Source organism: Duganella aceris, assembly GCF_011090165.1.
Classification (GTDB): domain Bacteria; phylum Pseudomonadota; class Gammaproteobacteria; order Burkholderiales; family Burkholderiaceae_D; genus Rugamonas; species Rugamonas aceris.
On sequence record NZ_JAADJT010000017.1, the window covers coordinates 58660 to 77554 of the forward strand.

An 18895-nucleotide genomic window follows, 5' to 3' on the forward strand; every position below is an offset into this window, starting at 1 on the left:
GCCGACATTCGGACACGAGCTGGTCCGTAACAATCGTTACGGACCAGCTCGTGTCCGAATGTCGGCACTGACACCTCGCTTTTTTTTACGCTACGTTGCGGAGATCACCCAACTCCGGCGCCGGCAAGGCCGAGCCATCGTCGACGCAACCCTGCATCGCCCGGTCCTGGTAGCCGCGCGGCGTGCATCCAAGCTCGCGCTTGAACACCGCATGCATATACTGCACCGACGTGAAGCCGCAACTCAAAGCCACGTCGGCAATGCTGCGGTCGCCGCGCGCCAGCTGCGACGTCGCCGCATCCAGCTTGAAGCGCAAGATCACATCATGCACGCTGCAATTAAGCTCCTGCCTGAAATACGATTCCAGCGACGAGCGCGAGATGCCCACATACTCCGCCACCTGGTGCGTCTTGATGCCCTGGCAGGCGTACTGCCGTATGAAGTGGCGCGCCCGCATCACGTGCGGATGCTTGGGCGCTTCGTGCTGCGTCGACGCCAGCACGTTGATGCCGACCGGCGGCACCAGCACCCGCGTCCCGCTCATGCGCACGCCGTGCAGCATCTGATCCAGCAGATGCGCGGCGGTGCGGCCCATCTGCTGCGCGCCCTGGATCACGGAACTCAAGGGGATCCGCGTCAGCATGCGCGCCAGCGGATCGTTGTCGATGCCGATCAAGGCCACCTGCTCCGGCACCGCGATGCCGGCCATGATACAAGCCTGCATCAGCTGCCGCGCGCGCGCGTCGGTGACGGCGATGATGCCGACCGGCTTCGGCAAACTCTCCAGCCACTTGATCTGCTGCTCCACCGCCTCGTCCCACGACGCCGCGCTGGTGCCCAGGCCGCGATAGATATGCGGCTCCATCTTGTCCTGGCTGAGCAGCGTGCGGAACGCGTGCTCGCGCTCCTGCGCCCAGCGGTTCTCCTGCGCCTCCGGCAGGCTGAACATCGCGAAGTGGCGCAGCCCGGCCTCGATCAAATGATCGTGCGCCATCTTGATCAGCTTGAAATTGTCGGTCGCCACATACGGCACGTTTTCCGGATACGCGTGCTGGTTCTCGTACGAGCCGCCCACCGCGACCACCGGCACCCGGCTGCGCGTCAACGCCGCCGCCACCGCCGGATCGTCGAAATCGGCGATGATGCCGTCGCCCTGCCAATGCTCGATGCCGGGCAGGCGCAGCCGGAAGTCCTCCTCCAGGAACAAGTCCCAGGAGGCGCGCGTGCTGCTCAAATACGCGGCGATGCCGGCGATGACCTCGCGGTCGAAGATCTTGTTCGCATTAAACAGCAGCGCAATCCGGTGTGACTTCATCTGCATTTCAACTACCCCGATCCGAGACATATGTGGCCTTCCAGACATTGTCACATAACCAGCGGGTGGTGCAGATATGAAAAATTTCGCTTTATCCATAACGAATTTGACTAAATTCTGAAAAGTAATTACGTTTTTTACTGCTGTGCAGCATACGGACGGCCGTAAACGATGCCCCGCCCGGCCGTGCTCATGTAGACCACGCCGAAGGTATTCATGTCGCCGACCACGAATTGCGCGTCGCCCGGACCGCCGTATTGGTGCTGGTCGTCGTTAACGCGCAGCCAGCTGGCGCCACTGTCGGTCGAGCGAAACACCCCGCGCACGCCGTCGACGGTGCCCCAGATGTAGACCGTCGGATAGTCGACGCCCGGCGCGGCCTTGCCGAATCCGACCGCCGCCGCGTAGCTCACTCCGCGCAGGTTGGCGAAGTGGTTGCCGGAATCGGTGGACCGCGCCAAGCCGCCGTCGTACAGCGCGACCCAGATATCGCCCTCGCGCCCCGGCGCCGCCCGCACCGCGCGCGATCCCTTGGCCGACGCCAGCCTGGCCACGGTCGGCGCGAAGCTGGCGCCGCCGTCGATGCTGCGCAACAGGCCGTTGCCGCGCAAGGCGTAGAACTTGCGCGGATTGACCGGATCAGCCACCGGCCGCGCGCCGCCCAGGCCCAGCACCGGCGTCCAGCTGTCGCCGTCATCCAGGCTGTAAAAGCTGTCGATCGATTTTTCCGGGCTGTGGACCAGCACCTTGCCGTCCGCGCTGAGCGCCAGCTGGCCCTTGACGCCCTTGATGACGCCGGACTTGCGCCACGTGACGCCCATGTCGCGCGACACATACATCGCATTGCCGGCGCGCGCCACCACCTGCGGATTCTGCGCCGCGAAGTCCAGGCCCCAGGTCGTGCCCATGGTCGGCTTGTGGATCGGCGCATACTGCGTCACATCGGTATGGCGGAAGCCGTCGTAGTCGCCGATGGCCGAAATCAGCGGCCCGCCCGGGATGCTGACCAGATTCAAAGGCACCGATTCCTCCAGTCCCCGGTCCTCGAACTTCCACACCGCCGGCGTGGCGTGAATATCCGACGACTTGAAGATGCCGTTGCCGGAGACAACCATCACGGTATTGGTGTCGAAGGGATCGAACTCGATGCTCGCGGTCCAGTGGATAAAGCTGCCCGCGATCCAACTGACGCCATTCGCATCGATCTTCACGCCCTGGTCGACGATACTCTTCCAGCTTTTGCCGCCGTCCAGCGTCTCGAAGAACTTGTCGCCGATGGTGCCGCCCGGGTTGGAATAGTAGTCGATGGTCGAGACGATCATTCGCTTGCCATTGCGCGGATCGACCGTGATGCCGGCGTAGGCGCGGTTCAGCGGCGGCGAGACATCGTTCCACGTGCCGGCGGCGATATCGTACTGCCACACGCCGCCCTCCTCCATCGCCTCGCCCTTGGCCTTGTCCGCATGCGGCCCGGCGCCCTGCGCGTAAGCCACCACCAGCTTGCCGTCGGCGATGACGGCGCGGTTGGGCATCAGCTTCGACGGGCCGCCGGTGAGCGCGCTGAAGCTCTTGCCGCCGTCGGCCGACATGTACATATTCTCGCCGACCGCGCCGTAGCGCGACACGCCGACAAACATCCTGCCGCGATCCAACAGCAGGAAGCTGATGCCGTTCTTGTTCGGCGTGGTGGTCACGTCGAGGCCATCGAGATGGCGCCAGCTCAAGCCCTCGTCGACGCTCTTGAAGATGCCGTTGGCGCGCGTGCCGACATACAGGATCTTGCCGTCGACCGGATCGACCTGCAATTTCTCGCCGGTGCCGCGCCCCATGCCGTTGCCGTGCACCTTGAACTGGCCGGTGACGTCGATCTTGGTGAAAGTCTTGCCGTAGTCGCTGGACTTGAGCATGGTGCTGGCGCCGTCGTTCATGTAGGCGATGCCGGTGGACATATACACCTTGTTGGGCGCGTTCGGATCGATGGCGATCGACTCCACGCCCAGGATGCCGGTCTCCTTATCGGAGACCCAGTCCATCAAGGGTTGCCAGCTTTTTTTTTAGCGTCCCAACGATACGCGCCGCCGACGTCGGTCCGCGCGTAGATCAAATCCTTCTCGGTCTTACTGGTGATGATGCCGGAGACGAAGCCGCTGCCGCCGATGGCCACGTTATCCCACGCATACGCCAGCGACTCGCCGGCCAGCAGCTTTTCCAGCGCCGGCGCCATGGCCTTGGCCCAGATCTCGTAGCCCTTCTCGTTCGGGTGCAGCAGGTCCGGCATGATCTCCTTCGACAGCGTGCCATCCGCCTCCAGGAAGGCCTGGTTGATATTCAGGAAGAAGACCTTCTTGTTGTCGGCGTAGCCGGAAATGATGCCGTTGACCTTCTCGTTAATCTGGCGCAGCTGGTCGTCCGGCTTCTCGCCGCGCGGGAAGATCGCCAGCAGCAGTATCTTCGTATCCGGCAGACGCTGTTGCAGCTCGTCGATATTGCGCTTGATGCCGATGGCTGTGGTCTTCGGATCCTCCTGGCGATGGCCGGTGTTGTTGGTGCCGAACATCAGCACCGCCACCTTCGGCGCGATGCCGTCGACTTCACCATGCTGCAGGCGCCACAACACGTTCTCGGTGCGGTCGCCGCCGAAGCCCAGCGCCAGCCCGTTCAGCGATTTGTAGTTGCGCTCCCAGACCGGCGCGCCGCTCTTCTCCCACCCCTCGGTGATCGAATCGCCGATGAACACCACCTGGCTGGTCTTGCCCAGCGCCTTGGCCTCTTCCAGTTTTTTCTCGTGTCGCGGAGTCCACCAGTTGATCGACCAGGATTCATTCAGCTTGTCCGGCGTGACCGAGACGGTCTTGTAATCCGGGCAGCTGGCGTTCGGCGTGCCCTTCGTCTGATACTTGACGTTGGCGATCGAGACCTCGCCGTTGCCGCTGCCATCGAGCGCGAACGGCTGCTTGACCGCGCTGAAATCGTCGCCCTCGCGAACGAAGCAGCTCATCGAAAACACCAGGTGCTGCCAGCCCTTGCCCGCGATCGCGCGCGCCGGCACCAGATACGGAATCGAACGCTCGCACTTGTCGCCGCAGCCCACCTTGAAGGTGATGCCGCCGTTGGACAGCTCCTTGACGTTGACGTCCAGCGCCAGCACGCCCTTGGCGACGTAAGGCCGCAGGTCGACCGGCTTGCCGCCGTCGAGGCGCAGGCTGGAATACCAGGCGCCGTTGAAGCTCAAGGTCAGCGCATCGTTCTTTTTGGATTTGGTGGTCTTGCTGGCGCTGACCACGCTGGCCGGCACCTTGGGCTGGCGGTCGATCACCACCGAGTCGCCGTCGAGCTGCTTGCTGGTCTCGAAATCGGCGACGGTGACATGCCACGAGGCCAGCGGCCGGCCGGCATACAGGTTCAAGTCCTGCGACGCCACCGCGAACGCGGGGGACGAACACACGGCCAGGGATGCGGCGAGGCGCCAGCTAATCATTTTCATGGGAATGTCTCGAGTATTTTTTGTCAGGACATTCTGCTGCTTACCGCGCCGCGCCGCAATTACGAAATTCACCAATACCAAGTACGTTTTAGTCCACCATGGCGATATCGCCGCGATGTGCGACGAAGAACGAGGCGTCGCTGAGCGCCAGCGCGTTGTGCACGTCGCCATTGCGCAGCAACAGCGTATCGCCCGGCCCCAGCTCGACGTCGCCGAAGCGGATACGCCCGGTCAGCATCAGGATTTGTTCCCAGCCGTCGTGGTCGTGCATCGGGAAGCGCGTGCCCTCCTTGAACTGCACGAAATAGCTGCCGTCCGTGTCGTCGTTCCATACGGTGGCCACGCGCATGCCTTCGATCGGGGTATCCGTCCAGTTGCGGTTCAGTTGTCGTTCCAAAATCATGATTTGCTCCTTGGTTAAGTTGGCTAACGAACGTTAGGTTGCCTTCCCGACCAATCGCTGTCAAGGATTTACGCCCGCCTCGGGTGTTCACCCGATGGCCCGGGTTTGGCCGCGAGAACACAATCCAGCCATCAACCAACAAGGAGTCACATCATGTTCAACTACCTCACTTTAACCGAACGCTTCCCGGGCCTGCCCGCCACGCCCGTCATCATCGAAGCCTTCGACTACGCCCGCGAGCGCATGCCCGCCTACCTGTTCAACCACGTCGTGCGCAGCTGGATCTTTGCTTATCAGCTTGGGAAATTAAAAGGATTGTCGTACGACGCGGAAGTAGTGGCGATCTCCACCCTGCTACACGACCTGGGCCTGACCGCGCACGCCGACGGCCCGCACCGCTTCGAAGTCAACGGCGCCGCCGTGGCCGTGGCCTTCGCCCGCGAGCGCGGCTTCGACGCGCGCCGCTGCCAGCTGGTCTGGGACGCCATCGCGCTGCACGCGACGCCGTCGATCGGATTCTTGAAGGAGCCGGAAGTGGCGCTGTGCGGCCGCGCCATCAGCGTCGACTTCGGCGCGCCGGATTATGAGGCTTTCGCGCAGGCCGATATCGACGCCATCGTCGCCGCCGTGCCGCGTCTGCAAATGAAGCGCGAGTTCGCCGCCTGCGCCTGCAAGATCGCGCACACCCGGCCGGAAACCACCTACGACAACTTCATCCGCGACTTCGGCGAGCGCTTCGTGCCCGGCTACCAGCGCATGTCGTGGGTGGACATGATCGCCGGCGGGCCGTTCAGCGAATAATCACGCCTGGACGCCGAGCGCGGCCAGCAGCCCGCCCAGCTGGCGCCGGAACGCCGGCGCCGGTTCCGGCTCCAGCAACGCGAACGCCATCATACCCTCGGCGGCGCCGAAGATCATCGGCGCCGCCGTCTTGCCGTCCACCGCGCTGCGGACGGTGCCGTCGGCGCGGCCCAGCTCCCAGGCGCTATCCAGCCAGGCGATGTTCTGCGCCGAGAACAGGCGGATTTCCTGCATCACCTCTTCCGGTATCGCGTTGCGCTCCACCGCCAGCATCAGGCCGAGGCACAGCCGGTTGTCGTTGCCCAGCGTCGCCGCGAACATCTCGACGTAGCGATGCAGCCGCGCGTGGCCCGACGGTGCGCGGTCGATGTCGGCCAAGTCCTCGCGCTGCCGCTGCGCGTACAGGGCCATGGCCTGGCGCGCCAGCGCGTTCTTGGAATCGAAGTGGCTGTACAGGCTGGCCGCCTGCATGCACGCCTTTTGCGCCAGGTCGCGCAAGGCCAGCGCCGAGAAGCCGCTGGTCTGCATCATGTCCACCGCCAGGCCGGTCAAGGCTTCCTTGCGGCTGCCGGGCGTCTTGTCCTTAGCGGCCATGCGATTCCTTGGCGCCGTCGATGGAGCGCAGCAAGCCCTGGATCGCGTCGTTCAGCGACAGCAACTGCGCCAGCTCCATGCCGCTCGCGCTGAGCATGACCTCGCCGAGCGTGCAGCGCTTTTCCATGGCGCGGCCGGAATCGGTCAGCGACACCAGCACTTGCCGGTCGTCGGCCGGATTGCGCTGGCGCGTCAGGAAGCCGGCCGCTTCCAGCCGCTTGATCAGCGGCGTGATGTTGCTCGACTCCAGCGTCAGCCGCTCGGCGATCTCGCCGACCGGGCGCCGGTCCTTTTCCCACAGCGTGTTCAGCACCAGGAATTGCGGGTAGGTGATCCCCAGCGAGTCGAGCAAAGGCTGGTAGGCGCGGCCGATTTCGAGATTGGCGCGGTAGAGCGAAAAGCACAACTGGTCTTCGAGGGCGGCGGTCTTAGGCTTGGGCATGATGGTCGGCGGGAAAATACATATCGTGACATATTTTACTGGACATCGAGATTACAAGCAGATAAAGTCAATACTTATCGCGATACATATTATCGCGATACATAAACTTGAATAGGATCCTACAGTGAAAATCTCGACTACCTTGTTCCGCGCGACCGTGCTGTCGCTGGCCCTGACCGCCGCCGCCCACGCTGCGGAGCCGATCAAAAATGTGGTGCTGGTCCATGGCGCTTATGCCGACGGCAGCGGCTGGCGCGGTGTGTACGATATCCTGGTGCGCGACGGTTTCAAGGTCAGCGTGGTGCAGCAGCCGCTGACCGGATTGGACGACGACGTCCAGGCCACGCGCCGGGTGCTCGATCAGCAGGATGGGCCGGTGGTGCTCGTCGGACATAGCTATGGCGGCATGATCATCACCGACGCCGGTGCGGATCCGAAGGTCAAGGCGCTGGTGTATGTGGCGGCGTTGCAGCCGGATGTCGGCGACAGCGTCATCGGCCTGGCCAGGACAATGAAGGCGCCGAGCGACGACGTCAAGCAGACCAAGGATGGCTTCCTGTACCTGAATCCGGCCAGGTTCGCCGCCGACTTCGCCGCCGATTTGCCGGCCAAGCAGACCGCCTTCATGGCGAACGCGCAGATGCCGGCCGCGCTGGCCGCCTTCAACGCGCCGGCCAAGGTCGCCACGTGGCGCAGCAAGCCGAGCTACGCCATCGTCGCCAGTGAGGACATGACGCTGAGCCCGGACCTGCAACGCTGGATGTACAAGCGCGCCGGCGCCCACATCATCGAGATCAAGGGCAGCCATGCAGTATTCATATCGCAGCCGGCGGCGGTCGCCAAAGTAATCGAAGCCGCCGCGCGCGGCCAGCACTAAGCCGCCAAGAGCAAACCTCATGTCCGCCGCCGTCGCCGCCCGCATCGCCGCCCCCGTCCCCACCGCCAAAGCGGCCGCAACCTCGGCCCGCACCGCCGCAGCCGCAGGAACGGGCGCCAGCGCGAGCGCGGACACGGAGGCGAGCGCCGGCACGGGAGCTGGCGCGGGCATAGGCGCGCGGGGCCAAGCCTCCCTCGTCAGCATGTCCGAATGCCTGCGCGCGCTGGCCTTCATGGGCGACCTCGGCATGGAACATCCTGCCGAACCGTCCTTGCGCACCGCCGCCTTGGGCATGACCATCGCCCAAGCCGCCGGACCGCAGCCCGTCCCATTGCGCGTCATCGCCACCCTGGCCAACGACCTCGAAGCACTGAGCCGCACCGACGGCATCGCCGCCGCCCTGACCCTGATCGCCAGCAAACACGGCCCCTCCTACCCACCGAAGCTGCTGGACACCCTGCGCCGCAACGCCACCGAATGGCTTGCCGACCTGGACAACCGCACCATCTGCCGCCGCCCGATCGCCCCCGGCGACCGCCCGAACGAAATGGTCTCGCTGGAACTGATGGCCGACCTGATCGACCTGCAACAACCCTGGCTACGCGGCCACTCCCGCCGCGTCGCCCAAGCCGCCCTGCGCGCCGCCGCCATCATCGGCCTGGACAACCCGACCCAACAGCGCACCTACCGCGCCGCCCTGCTCCACGGCCTGGGACGCGGCGCCATCCCCGGCAGCATCTGGAACAGCCCCGACCCGCTGTCGGCCACCGCAAGAGAGCAAATGCGCCTCGCCCCCTACTGGACCCTGCGCGCGCTGCGCCACGTCAACGGCCTCGAACTGGAAGCCGACATCGCCTCCCACGTCGGCGAACGCCTCGACGGCTCCGGCGATTTCCGCGGCAGCATCGGCGCCGCCATCCCGATCGAAGCCCAGGTCCTGGCCGCCGCCTCCGCCTGGATCGCCCTGCAATCCGCAAGACCATGGCGCCCGGCCCACTCCCCCGAAGCCGCCGCCATGCTGCTGACACAGGAAGCCCACGCCGGCCGCTTCAACCCCGACGTCGCCGACGCCCTGTGCGGCATGCAGACCGACCAGCAAGAACCCACCAGCACCCCGGCCAGAATCAGCCTGAGCGAGCGCGAAGCCGACGTCCTGCGCGCCATCAGCCAAGGCTTGACCAACAAGGAAGCCGCCCGCCACCTGTCGATCAGCCCGCGCACCGTGAACACCCACGTCGAAAGCGCCTTCCGCAAACTGGGCTGCACCACCCGCGCCTCCGCATCGCTGAAGGCGCTGACGCTGCGGCTGATTTAAGATGACGGCTCAACTCAAGCCGCCACCCCACGCCCACTCAGGAGCGACCATGGACGACATCCTCTATCTGTTCCCCGACGGCTACCCGGTCACGATCGACGTGGCGCAGGCCAGCATCGCCGGCGCCGGCACCGCGATGCATTTCGTGCTGCCGCCGAAGGCCCACAACCTGCCCCTGATGCACGTGCACGAGACCAAACTGCTGGCCGCATTGGACGGCGAAGTGGAGATCCGCAGCGGCGGCCGCGCCATCGCGCTGCTCAGGCAAGGCGAAGCGGTGCTGCTGCATCCCGGCGTCGCCCACCGCGTACACCAGCACGGCGCGCGCCCGTCCAAGGTCGGCGTAGCGCTGTGGCCGGGACGGGTCGAGCAAGCGTTCCGCGAGATGGCGGTCGAAGTCGCCAAAGGCCCCTACCGCCACGACGCCATGATCTCCCTGCTCGCCCGCTATGACGTCGCCTGGAACGCGCCAGCGGGCGAGGAACCAGTGCACGCCGAAGTCCGCCCGCTGCAAGCATGGCTGCCGGAATTGCCGCCGCAACTAGCTTCCGCACTGCAACAAACGTGGTGCGCTTACAGTACGCCACCATACATGCCGATACGATAAAATTGCCTTTAACAAAATAAAATCGGATAGGTATCATGCCAATCACCGCCACCGCCGGGCAAGCCACAGCGACAGTCGTACCGAAACGCCCGTCGTGGGCCGATATGAAAAAATATTATCCCGACCGCAGCGTGACCACGCCCACCCTGTACGACACCAAGATCGGCGGCGGCTTCGCCAAGCTGTACGATCAGCCCGGCTACGAAAACACCTGCGCCGTGCGCATGTCCTACGGCCTCAACTACAGCGGCCTCAAGTTGCCGAAGGCGGCCGGCACCGGCGCCAGCATCCAGGGCAAGGACAAGTTCTGGTACTGGCTGCGCGTCAAGGACCTGAAGGCCGAACTGGCGCGGCGCTTCGGCGGCGCCGACGAGGAACTGGCGCTGTCGGTGATCCCCACCACCCTGCTCGACGACAAGGCCAAGATGACCGCCGTCTTCGACACCCGGGTCAAGGAGGCGCGCGACTTCCTCGCCACCAAGCTGGACAAGAAAAAAGGCATCGTCGCCTTCGACGTCACCGGCTGGGGCGACGCCTCCGGCCACTTCACGCTGTGGGACGGCGACGCCAAGACGCTCGCCTACGCCGACGGCCACGATGACAACAGCAACAACAGCTACTATTTCTGGCTCACCCAGATGCGCGACGATGGCGGCAAGAAGCGCCTGATCCAGGTGGTGAAGGTGAAGTTCTGGGAGCTCAAGTGATGAGGGCCATCCTCGCCGCGCTGTGCGCGATGCTGGTGACGGCCTCGTGCAGCGCGGTCGAAACCTGCCCGCCGACGGACCAGAAAGCGGAATGGTCCGCCAGCTGCTTCGAAGGCAGCGCCGCCGCACGGCACGTCAAGCGCGAGCACCTCGCCAACATCGTCGCCGACCAGACCGGCCATGCCACCATCCTGATCGAACAGCCGCGCGAGCTGGTCGCGGTCGACAGGCGCGGCGTCGTCGTGCTGCCGAACATCCGTCACACCGGCGACTACGACTATCCGGATGGGCGCGGCGGCCTGGCGCGTTTTCAAACCGCCGGCGGCAAGTGCGGCTATTTCGACGTGCGCACTTTCAAGATCGCCATCCCGGCCATTTACGATCAGTGCTTGTCGTTCCAGGACGACGCCGCCAACGTCTGCAACGACTGCAAAATCTACTGCACCGAACCGGAATGCCAGAGCAGCAAGCTGGTCGGCGGAACCGGCTATGCCATCGACAACCGCAACAAGATCGTCAAGCGCTTCGCGCCGCCGCCGTTGAACCAGAGCTGCAACGGCGCCGCGCCGGCCAAGGTGGTCAAGCTGTCCGAAGCCAGCGCCTATCTGCAATGCCCGCCCGTCGACGCCGGCCTGTTCCAGGTGCGCTAATGGCGAACATCTCATCAACGATACGAGGTCAACATGGCAGGTGAAATTATTCGGCTGGGCGACAAGACCAGCCACCACGGCACCGTGCTGGAAGGCTCGCCGGCCGACATCTGCCACGGCAAGCCGATCGCCTACATCGGCCACAAGGTCTCGTGTCCCAAGTGCAGCGGCTCGCACACCATCGTCGAAGGCGTGATGACGACCTCGATCTACGGCAAGGGCGTGGCGGTGGCCGGCATGAAGACCTCATGCGGCGCGGTGCTGATCGCCTCGCAATTCACCGATATCGTTGAATATGCCGGCGGCGGTGGTGGCGGCGGTGGCGCCAGCGAAGCCGCCGCAGCAGCCGCGCCGGCGGTGGCCGCCGCAGCCGTCGTTGCCGCCGGCGCCGCCGCGAAAGCCGCCGGCGCCGAGGCCCCGGAAGACAAGCCGGCCGCCGAGAAGAAAATCAAACGCCTGTATTGGTCCTACGGCGACGACGAAACCCCGGTCAGCGGCAAATCGCGCCACCACGTCGACCTCAACCTGCACGTCGAGACCGAAAACTACGCCGCCGGCGACAAGGTCGACATCACACTGGCCAACGACGACGGCGACGACGTCATCACCGACCAGCAACTGCTCAAGGTGCAGGCCACGGTGCAAGCCGACGGCACCGCCAAGATCGCCAAAGTCTTTGGCGGCAAGACGGTCGACATCACGCGATCTGTTACATAAGGTAATCTTAACTGTTCCATTCCGTGGCTTTAATGACGCGCAAGGACGGAATACAGTGTGCTCCTCAACTCACCTTTTGGAGCACATCATGACCCAGCAGAAAAAAACCATCATCGTCACCGGCGCATCGCAGGGCATCGGCGCCGGCATCGCCAACGCTTTCCTGGCGCGCGGCTACAACGTGGTCGCCACCTCGCGCAGCGCCAGCAAGTCGGCCGAGCTGCAGCCATCGGACAGCCTGGCCGTGGTCGACGGCGACATCGGCGACGCCGCCACCGCCGCCAAAGTGGTGGCGACCGCCGTTGAACGCTTCGGCGGCGTCGACGGCCTGGTCAACAACGCCGGCATCTTCATCGCCAAGCCGTTCACCGACTACACCCCGGAAGATTTCCAGAGCCTGGTGCACACCAACCTGGAAGGCTATCTGTACATCACGCAATACGCCGTCAAGCAGATGCTGGCGCAGAAGCGCGGCGGCAGCGTGGTCGGCATCACCACCACCCTGCTGAGCAATCCGGTCGCCGGCCTGACGCCGAGCGTGTCCATGATGACCAAGGGCGGCATGGTCGGCGCCAGTGTCAACCTGGCGCTGGAATACGCCAAGGACCACATCCGCTTCAACCTGGTCGCGCCCGGCATCGTCGACACCCCGATGCACAAGGAAACGCCGCGCGACTTCATGAAGTCGCTGTCGCCGATGGGCACCGTCGCCAGCGTGCAGCAGATCGCCGACGCCGTGCTGTACCTGAGCGAAGCGGAGCACGTCACCGGTGAAACGCTGAACGTGGGCGGCGGCGCGCAGCGCGGTCACTGGTAAAAGTCAACGGTGAGGCCGTCCCGGCGCGACGGCCTCTGATCCCGGTCAAGGCCGGCCGATTCGCGGCTCGGCGGGGCCGGGAATCGTTATACATTAGGCGATCACTCTTTCTGAAGGTGACCGCCGCCATGCGTACCCGCGTATGCATCACGATCGATACCGAGTTCAGCATCGCCGGTGCGTTTTCCGATCCGGCGTTGCGGCCGGTGGCGGAGCCGATGGTCACTTGCGACGTGGCAGGCCGCTCGCAGGGACTGGACTTCCTGCTCGCCACCTTTCAGCGCCACGACATCCCCGCCACCTTCTTCGTCGAAGCGCTCAACCGCCAATATTTCAAGCATGATCCTATGGCGGCCATCGCCAGGCGGATCCACGGCCAAGGCCACGAGGTGCAGCTACACGTGCATCCGTGCTGGTCGGTGTTCCGGCATGCCGACTGGCGCGAGCGCGTGCGCGCCTGCCCGAGGCAGGACGACTTCTTCGGCCGCGACGAGGCCGATACGCTGGCGCTGATACGCCAGGGGATGGAAGCCTTCAGCGACTGGGACCTGCCGCCGCCGCAGGCCTTCCGCGCAGGGAATTTGCAACATGACGACGCGCTCTACCAGGCGCTAGCGCGCAGCGGCATCCGCTATAGTTCCAACATCGGCTTGGCGGTGTTCGACAGCGGCGATCCGCGCTATGCCTTGTACGGAGGCCGACACGAGCGGCACGGCGTGATCGAATGTCCAGTGCTGACGTATTGCGACTGGCGCCTCGGCCGACGTCCGCACCTGAAGACGCTGACCATCGCAGGAACGAGTTTCGCAGAGATGAAGACCTTGCTGGAGCAAGCACATCGCATCGGCTTGTCGTTGGTCGTCATCCTCAGCCACCCGTTCGAATACATTCAAAGCCGCGACCAGGATCTGCGACACGCACGCCGCCACGGCATCGCCCAACGACGCCTGACCGCACTGTGCCAATACCTCGACCACAATCGCGACCGCTACACGCCAAGCGGCATCGCCGCCGCAGCCATCGCCGTAGCGCCGGACCATTCCGTAGCGAGGGACCGCCCCGTCGCGCCCGACCATTCCGTAGCGCCGGGCCACCCGGTAGCGCCGTCCCGTTCCTCGTCACCGGAGAACCCGCTGCTAGAAGGCCGACTGCTGCAAAGCCTCGACCGCCTGGCATTGCAGGCCACCTACGCATGCTACGGCCAAGCCGCGCTGCTAGCCACGCGCGGAGGCTCGCGATGATGGCACAGCTCCGCCGCCGCCTCCGCGCCACGCGCAACCTGATCCCGCGCTGCCTCCGCCACGCCCGCAATCTCCCCGGACACCGCCTGGCCGCCGCGCGCGACCGGCTCATGCCTCGCCTCCGCGCCACGCGCGACCTGATCCCGCGCCGCTTCGGCAGCGCGCGCGGACTGGTGCGGCTGGCGCTGGCGCGGCTCGCGCTGGCCACCGGCATGCTGGCGTCATTCCAGCTGCGCCGGCCGCAGGAGGTGCGGCGCGTCGTGTTCGTCTGCCTCGGTAACATCTGCCGCAGCGCCTACGCCCAGCAGATCGCCATCGGCCACGGCCTGCCGGCCGCATCGATCGGCCTGTCGACCACCACCGGCGCGCCGTCGCCAACGCCAGCGCTGGAAGCCGCACAGCGCCAAGGCATTACCCTGCAAAACCACCGCGCCACCGACCTGAGCGACTTCACCATCCTGCCCGGCGACCTGCTGCTGGCGATGGAAGTGCGCCACGCCCGCGCCCTGCGCCAACGCCTCTGGGCACGCGACGACATCCAGATCGCCCTGCTGGGCACCTGGTGCTCCCCACCGACGCCCCACCTGCACGACCCCCACACCCTCAGCCCCGACTACTTCGACACCTGCTTCCACCGCATCCGCCAAGCCATCGACCACCTGCACCAAACACTGCGAGACGCCAGATGAACAAAGAATTCTCCATCTACCTCGACCTGACCCGCTTCGTGGCCGCGCTGCTGGTGGTCATCTACCACTCCAACGTCAGGCTGATCATCGCCGACAAACTCCCCCTCAGCACCCACGGCCACGCCGCCGTGATCGTCTTCTTCGTCCTGTCCGGCTACGTGATCTCCCACATGACCACCACCCGCGAAACCACGCCGATCACCTACTGGGCCAGCCGCCTGTCGCGCTTCTACTCTTTGACGATACCGACGGTGCTGCTCTGCCCACTGCTCGACACCTGCGGCGAATCCCTCGCCCCACAGTTCTACGCCGACCGCACCACACACGGCCTGGCCTGGCTGCGCATCATCACCAGCCTCACCTACCTGAACGAAATCTGGACCGTATCCATCATGTCCTTCTCCAACGTCCCATATTGGTCGCTGTGCTACGAGATGTGGTACTACGTGCTGTTCGCCATCACCACCTTCATGCGCGGCAAAGCCCGCCTCGCACTCGGCATCAGCGTGGCCGCACTGCTCGGCCCTAAGATCATGCTGCTCGCGCCGATCTGGCTGCTCGGCGTCGTGCTGCACCGGCACCCGACACTGGCGCGGCTACCGCAATGGCTCGGATGGGCGCTATTCCTCGCATCATGGCCGCTCTACGGCTTGTTCCAACGCTACGGCATGACCGAATACGGCAGCCAGCTGCTGCTACGCCTGATCGGCGAACAGTGGCACCAGCAAATGACCTTCTCCAAATTCTTACTCACCGACTACCTGCTCGCCCTCATCATCGCCGCCAACTTCATCGGCTTCCGCACGGTGGCGCACCGGTTCGCAGCGCTCCTGCGGCCGAGCGAAAACATCGTCCGCTGGCTGGCCGGCTACACCTTCTCGCTCTACATCCTGCACCAACCGCTGTTGCAGTTCTACGCCGCAGTGTTCGACGGCGACCCGCGCGGCCGCCTGTTCTACGCGCAAGTGATGCTGGCCACCCTGCTGAACAGCGTCATCATCGGCCACTTTACCGAACACAAGCGACACCATCTGCGCCGTCTACTGACAACCCTGATGCAAACCAGAACGCCGCTGCGCACTGGGAGCCCGACATGATCCCGGCGGTGGTGCTCGGCATCGACACACCGATCGGCCTGACCATCGTGCGCGACCTCGGCATGCGCGGCGTCGCCGTGCACGGCATCGCTTGGTCGAAGAACGCGATCGGCCTCGCCTCGCGCTACCTGCATCGCGGCCTGCTGCGCGCTAAAGGCGACGCCGCATTGATCGAACAGCTGATCGCCCTGAGCGGCGAGCTGGGCACAAGCTGCCTGTTCGCCATCGCCGAAAACGACATCGCCCTGCTGAACCTACACCGCGAGCGCCTGCCCCGCTATCGCATGATGTTCGCCGACGCCGCGCGCATGAACCGCGTCGTCAACAAGGAGCAAACCTACGCCGCCGCAGCGCGAGCCGGCCTGCACGTTCCGCAAACCCGGCAGGTTTCCTCGATGGCACAGGCCGAGGCCGCCGGCCGCGAACTACGCTTCCCGGTGGTGCTGAAATGGTCCAATCCGCACGAGGTGATGCGGCGCCTGTCCGCCGCCGGTCTGCCACTGGCGAAAGCCCACTATTGCCAGACGCCGCCAGCGCTGCTGGACTATCTGCAGCCATATGAAGCCGCCGGCATGTACCCGCTGATCCAGGAATACTGCGCCGGCTACGGACTGGGCCAGTTCATCCTGATGAAGGACGGCCAGGCGCACTACGTCTTCCAGCACCAGCGCCTCCACGAATGGCCGCCGGAAGGCGGCTTCTCCAGCCTGTGCGTCTCGCTCGCCCCCTACCGGCATCGCGAACTGATGCAACAATCGATCGCACTGCTGCGCGAACTGGAATGGGAAGGCATCGCCATGGTCGAATACCGCCACGATCCGGCGACGGGCGAGTCCGCGCTGATGGAAGTCAACGGCCGCTTCTGGGGCAGCCTGCCGCTGGCCTGGCACGCCGGCGCATCCTTTCCGTGGCTCGCTTACCAGCTGTTCGGCATGAACCGCGCGCAGACGCTGCCACCGTACCGCACCGGCATCCGCTGCCGCTTCATGGCCCCGGAAACCAAGCGCCTGGTGCGCGTGCTATTCCAGCCCCATCGCATCGCCGACCGCAACCTCACCATCAAACGCCTGCCCACCTTGTTCGGCTACCTCACCGACTTCCTGCGCCCCCGCACCCGCTACTTCGTCTTCTGCTGGCACGACCCCGCCCCGTTCTTCAAAGACCTTCGCGGAATCCGGCGAAATTAGGTTAGCGCGAACATGGACCAGTGCAACAGTTCAGTCATGGCCCTTTTCATATAGTCCAAGAAGGCAGAAGATGGAGTCCTACATTCACTACGCAAGGAATTTCATCATGACTAATCGTATCGACTACACCAAGGCAGCTCCAGAAGGTTACAAAGCGTTTGGCGCCGTGTACGCCACCTTGCTGAAAGGCAGCGTCCCGAAATCGCTGATCGACCTGGTCTATCTGCGGGTATCGCAGATCAACGGCTGCGCGTATTGCATCGACATGCACTCGGGCGACCTGATCAAGTCCGGCCTGACGGTCGACAAGCTGGTGCTGGTACCGGTCTGGCACGACGCCGGCGCCGTCTTCACGCAGCGCGAACGCGCCGCGCTGGCCTGGGCGGAAACCGTGACGCGCGTCTCGGAGACCGGCGTGCCGGACGCCGACTACGCAGCGGCCGCCGCCGAATTCAACGACGCCGAACTGTCCGACCTCACCTACGCCATCGGCCTGATGAACGCCTTCAACCGCTTCGGCGTGAGCTTCCGCGTGCGTCCTGCGGCGGCGGCTGCTGCCGCCAAGGAATAACGGCGATGGCGTGGTTCTTGGTCGGCATCGCCGGCCTGTTGGAGATCGCGTTCGCCTTCGGCATGAAATGGTCCGAAGGCTTCACGCGGTTGATGCCGTCGCTGTTCACGGTCGGCACCGGGTTGGCCAGCGTGGCGCTGCTATCGTTCGCGCTGCGCACGCTGCCGGTGGGCACCGGTTACGCCGTCTGGACCGGCATCGGCGCGGCCGGCACCGCCATCCTCGGCATCGCGCTGCTGGGCGACTCCGCGTCGCCGGCGCGGGTGCTGTGCATCGTGCTGATTCTGGCCGGCGTCATCGGCCTCAAGCTGGTGTCCACACACTGAAGTACCTCAAGGCGCATACAACGGCCACCAGTAGCATGGCCGGATGACGCCAGATCCGCAATTCGACAACGACAACCTCGCCCGAGCAGAGAACATCCTGCTCGACGACGAAATCGCACGCCAATACTTCCAAGGAGAACTTTACGACCGGAACGGCAACCGCCTGACCAACATGACGCTCAAACGGCAGAACGGTACAGCGCTGAACCTCGATGAAAAGACAATCGGTCGCCTGTTTATGATTCCAGACGGCTCTGCAGTGTGGGCACTCCAGGTTGGCGAAAATGGCGATGCGCCCGCAGGACTAGCCGTCCAATCCAACAACCCATTTATTGCGAGAGATGAGCAGAACAGTGTGATTGCGTTTCATGAAGAGATCGGCCCTGCCATGTGGATTGAGGCGCTGCATGTTCGACGTCTCATGCTAGAAAAAAAAGCTCCAAAACATTTCGGAACGATCGCCTTTGGATTAATGGCCATCGCGGCTTACCGTTTGAGATTTGAATACATCAGTCTCTTTGCTGCCGGACATGGGCCTCTACGTTCGAAAAATTCAGATGCACTAGTTGGCTTCCATGTATGGCCAAAATTCGGTTTCGATGCCCAGATAACTCCTGTCGAATTCAATCGATTCCCGACCAAGAAGCTTGCAGGTGCCCGAACCGTTCAGGATACTATCGCTGCCGATCCGCTATGGTGGCCCATGCACGGCTCCGGTCGCGCTATGCGATTTGATTTAAAAGCGAAGAGCCGAAGCTGGTCGATCCTGCTAAACTACATCTACAAAGCACTGGTGGAGAAATCATGACTGCCATTAAAAGGTCACTCAACACACAGAAAGCCAGTTACAAAACGGCAGCCGCAAAGCGGCGCGCAGAGATCGCGGCCACGGCAATGCCTCTCGCACGCGAAATCCTTCCCGTAAACGGCAGCATCCATGTCGTTCTGAGTGGCAAACCTATTCCCGAGGATCGTTGGGAAGAATTGTTCGGCCCATCCAAGATCGACATCCCCGAATTCCGCCAACTTATCAAGAAATCAAAATAATCGCCGAG

22 protein-coding genes are annotated in these 18895 nt (G+C 64.2%); 16 read left to right on the top strand and 6 right to left on the bottom strand.

All coding sequences use genetic code 11. The features are described from left to right. Positions 1–85: 85 nt before the first annotated feature. The 4 genes from GW587_RS28170 to GW587_RS28180 all read right to left on the bottom strand — a co-directional run bounded on the left by GW587_RS28170 (position 86) and on the right by GW587_RS28180 (position 5202). Entirely contained in the window at positions 86–1315 is a 1230-nt protein-coding gene (locus tag GW587_RS28170) for a XylR family transcriptional regulator (RefSeq protein ID WP_166108224.1), read from the bottom strand. Between the two features lie 137 nt (positions 1316–1452). Further along, positions 1453–3348 (bottom strand): beta propeller repeat protein, encoded by a 1896-nt coding sequence (locus tag GW587_RS31535; RefSeq protein WP_229259697.1) that lies wholly within the window; start codon positions 3346–3348, stop codon positions 1453–1455. Continuing rightward, positions 3348–4799, bottom strand: a complete 1452-nt coding sequence (locus GW587_RS31540; protein ID WP_229259698.1) for a GDSL-type esterase/lipase family protein — start codon at positions 4797–4799, stop codon at positions 3348–3350. Before GW587_RS31540 ends, GW587_RS31535 begins: the two co-directional genes overlap by 1 nt. Positions 4800–4887: 88 nt before the next feature. Next, positions 4888–5202, bottom strand: a complete 315-nt coding sequence (locus GW587_RS28180) for a cupin domain-containing protein (protein WP_166108225.1) — start codon at positions 5200–5202, stop codon at positions 4888–4890. A gap of 153 nt (positions 5203–5355) precedes the next feature. Here GW587_RS28180 and GW587_RS28185 point away from each other — a divergent pair, with 153 nt between their 5' ends. Then, on the top strand, positions 5356–6003 hold the full coding sequence (locus GW587_RS28185) for an HD domain-containing protein (protein ID WP_166108226.1): 648 nt from the start codon (positions 5356–5358) through the stop codon (positions 6001–6003). On the opposite strand, the gene GW587_RS28190 is transcribed toward GW587_RS28185, so the two are convergent. Continuing rightward, positions 6004–6597 (bottom strand): TetR/AcrR family transcriptional regulator, encoded by a 594-nt coding sequence (locus GW587_RS28190; protein WP_166108227.1) that lies wholly within the window; start codon positions 6595–6597, stop codon positions 6004–6006. Then, entirely contained in the window at positions 6587–7039 is a 453-nt protein-coding gene (locus tag GW587_RS28195; protein WP_166108228.1) for a MarR family winged helix-turn-helix transcriptional regulator, read from the bottom strand. Before GW587_RS28195 ends, GW587_RS28190 begins: the two co-directional genes overlap by 11 nt. 124 nt (positions 7040–7163) lie before the next feature. On the opposite strand from GW587_RS28195, the gene GW587_RS28200 reads away from it, so the two are divergent. The 15 genes from GW587_RS28200 to GW587_RS28270 all read left to right on the top strand — a co-directional run bounded on the left by GW587_RS28200 (position 7164) and on the right by GW587_RS28270 (position 18887). Next, positions 7164–7916 (top strand): alpha/beta fold hydrolase, encoded by a 753-nt coding sequence (locus tag GW587_RS28200; RefSeq protein ID WP_371875661.1) that lies wholly within the window; start codon positions 7164–7166, stop codon positions 7914–7916. A 19-nt stretch (positions 7917–7935) separates the two neighbouring features. After that, entirely contained in the window at positions 7936–9231 is a 1296-nt protein-coding gene (locus tag GW587_RS28205; RefSeq protein WP_166108229.1) for an HD domain-containing phosphohydrolase, read from the top strand. A 49-nt stretch (positions 9232–9280) separates the two neighbouring features. After that, a complete protein-coding gene (locus GW587_RS28210) occupies positions 9281–9838 on the top strand; it encodes a cupin domain-containing protein (RefSeq protein ID WP_166108230.1) in 558 nt (185 codons plus the stop codon). A gap of 35 nt (positions 9839–9873) precedes the next feature. Beyond that, positions 9874–10545: a type VI secretion system amidase effector protein Tae4 gene (locus GW587_RS28215; RefSeq protein ID WP_166108231.1), complete on the top strand. Its 672-nt coding sequence runs from the start codon at positions 9874–9876 to the stop codon at positions 10543–10545. Beyond that, on the top strand, positions 10545–11195 hold the full coding sequence (locus tag GW587_RS28220; RefSeq protein WP_166108232.1) for a WG repeat-containing protein: 651 nt from the start codon (positions 10545–10547) through the stop codon (positions 11193–11195). The genes GW587_RS28215 and GW587_RS28220 overlap by 1 nt, the downstream gene beginning before the upstream one ends. A 33-nt stretch (positions 11196–11228) precedes the next feature. Then, positions 11229–11912, top strand: coding sequence for a PAAR domain-containing protein (locus GW587_RS31545; RefSeq protein WP_229259699.1), 684 nt, complete (start codon positions 11229–11231; stop codon positions 11910–11912). An 88-nt stretch (positions 11913–12000) separates the two neighbouring features. Next, entirely contained in the window at positions 12001–12729 is a 729-nt protein-coding gene (locus tag GW587_RS28230) for an SDR family NAD(P)-dependent oxidoreductase (protein WP_166108233.1), read from the top strand. 128 nt (positions 12730–12857) lie between these two features. Further along, the gene (locus GW587_RS28235) at positions 12858–13970 is read left to right on the top strand and encodes a polysaccharide deacetylase family protein (RefSeq protein WP_166108234.1); all 1113 of its coding nucleotides are present in this window, start codon (positions 12858–12860) and stop codon (positions 13968–13970) included. Beyond that, positions 13967–14659, top strand: a complete 693-nt coding sequence (locus GW587_RS28240) for an arsenate reductase/protein-tyrosine-phosphatase family protein (protein ID WP_207393676.1) — start codon at positions 13967–13969, stop codon at positions 14657–14659. Before GW587_RS28235 ends, GW587_RS28240 begins: the two co-directional genes overlap by 4 nt. After that, complete coding sequence (locus GW587_RS28245; protein ID WP_166108235.1) at positions 14656–15756, top strand: acyltransferase family protein; 1101 nt, start codon at positions 14656–14658, stop codon at positions 15754–15756. Before GW587_RS28240 ends, GW587_RS28245 begins: the two co-directional genes overlap by 4 nt. Beyond that, positions 15753–16943 (top strand): carboxylate--amine ligase, encoded by a 1191-nt coding sequence (locus tag GW587_RS28250; RefSeq protein WP_166108236.1) that lies wholly within the window; start codon positions 15753–15755, stop codon positions 16941–16943. The genes GW587_RS28245 and GW587_RS28250 overlap by 4 nt, the downstream gene beginning before the upstream one ends. 106 nt (positions 16944–17049) lie before the next feature. After that, entirely contained in the window at positions 17050–17514 is a 465-nt protein-coding gene (locus GW587_RS28255; protein ID WP_166108237.1) for a carboxymuconolactone decarboxylase family protein, read from the top strand. Positions 17515–17519: 5 nt separating this feature from the next. Then, positions 17520–17840 carry a quaternary ammonium compound efflux SMR transporter SugE gene (gene sugE / locus GW587_RS28260; RefSeq protein WP_166108238.1) on the top strand — a complete coding sequence of 107 codons (321 nt, stop codon included), beginning with the start codon at positions 17520–17522 and terminating at the stop codon, positions 17838–17840. Between the two features lie 43 nt (positions 17841–17883). Continuing rightward, a complete protein-coding gene (locus GW587_RS28265; protein WP_166108239.1) occupies positions 17884–18648 on the top strand; it encodes a hypothetical protein in 765 nt (254 codons plus the stop codon). Further along, complete coding sequence (locus GW587_RS28270) at positions 18645–18887, top strand: hypothetical protein (RefSeq protein ID WP_166108240.1); 243 nt, start codon at positions 18645–18647, stop codon at positions 18885–18887. The genes GW587_RS28265 and GW587_RS28270 overlap by 4 nt, the downstream gene beginning before the upstream one ends. Positions 18888–18895: the final 8 nt, after the last annotated feature.

Bases quoted from the DNA above. Each gene is read 5' to 3' on its own strand.
- GW587_RS28170 (WP_166108224.1), bottom strand. From the start codon at position 1,315: ATGAAGTCACACCGGATTGCGCTGCTGTTTAATGCGAACAAGATCTTC.
- GW587_RS31535 (WP_229259697.1), bottom strand. From the start codon at position 3,348: ATGGACTGGGTCTCCGATAAGGAGACCGGCATCCTGGGCGTGGAGTCG.
- GW587_RS31540 (WP_229259698.1), bottom strand. From the start codon at position 4,799: ATGAAAATGATTAGCTGGCGCCTCGCCGCATCCCTGGCCGTGTGTTCG.
- GW587_RS28180 (WP_166108225.1), bottom strand. From the start codon at position 5,202: ATGATTTTGGAACGACAACTGAACCGCAACTGGACGGATACCCCGATC.
- GW587_RS28185 (WP_166108226.1), top strand. From the start codon at position 5,356: ATGTTCAACTACCTCACTTTAACCGAACGCTTCCCGGGCCTGCCCGCC.
- GW587_RS28190 (WP_166108227.1), bottom strand. From the start codon at position 6,597: ATGGCCGCTAAGGACAAGACGCCCGGCAGCCGCAAGGAAGCCTTGACC.
- GW587_RS28195 (WP_166108228.1), bottom strand. From the start codon at position 7,039: ATGCCCAAGCCTAAGACCGCCGCCCTCGAAGACCAGTTGTGCTTTTCG.
- GW587_RS28205 (WP_166108229.1), top strand. From the start codon at position 7,936: ATGTCCGCCGCCGTCGCCGCCCGCATCGCCGCCCCCGTCCCCACCGCC.
- GW587_RS28210 (WP_166108230.1), top strand. From the start codon at position 9,281: ATGGACGACATCCTCTATCTGTTCCCCGACGGCTACCCGGTCACGATC.
- GW587_RS28215 (WP_166108231.1), top strand. From the start codon at position 9,874: ATGCCAATCACCGCCACCGCCGGGCAAGCCACAGCGACAGTCGTACCG.
- GW587_RS28220 (WP_166108232.1), top strand. From the start codon at position 10,545: ATGAGGGCCATCCTCGCCGCGCTGTGCGCGATGCTGGTGACGGCCTCG.
- GW587_RS31545 (WP_229259699.1), top strand. From the start codon at position 11,229: ATGGCAGGTGAAATTATTCGGCTGGGCGACAAGACCAGCCACCACGGC.
- GW587_RS28230 (WP_166108233.1), top strand. From the start codon at position 12,001: ATGACCCAGCAGAAAAAAACCATCATCGTCACCGGCGCATCGCAGGGC.
- GW587_RS28235 (WP_166108234.1), top strand. From the start codon at position 12,858: ATGCGTACCCGCGTATGCATCACGATCGATACCGAGTTCAGCATCGCC.
- GW587_RS28240 (WP_207393676.1), top strand. From the start codon at position 13,967: ATGATGGCACAGCTCCGCCGCCGCCTCCGCGCCACGCGCAACCTGATC.
- GW587_RS28245 (WP_166108235.1), top strand. From the start codon at position 14,656: ATGAACAAAGAATTCTCCATCTACCTCGACCTGACCCGCTTCGTGGCC.
- GW587_RS28250 (WP_166108236.1), top strand. From the start codon at position 15,753: ATGATCCCGGCGGTGGTGCTCGGCATCGACACACCGATCGGCCTGACC.
- GW587_RS28255 (WP_166108237.1), top strand. From the start codon at position 17,050: ATGACTAATCGTATCGACTACACCAAGGCAGCTCCAGAAGGTTACAAA.
- sugE (WP_166108238.1), top strand. From the start codon at position 17,520: ATGGCGTGGTTCTTGGTCGGCATCGCCGGCCTGTTGGAGATCGCGTTC.
- GW587_RS28265 (WP_166108239.1), top strand. From the start codon at position 17,884: ATGACGCCAGATCCGCAATTCGACAACGACAACCTCGCCCGAGCAGAG.
- GW587_RS28270 (WP_166108240.1), top strand. From the start codon at position 18,645: ATGACTGCCATTAAAAGGTCACTCAACACACAGAAAGCCAGTTACAAA.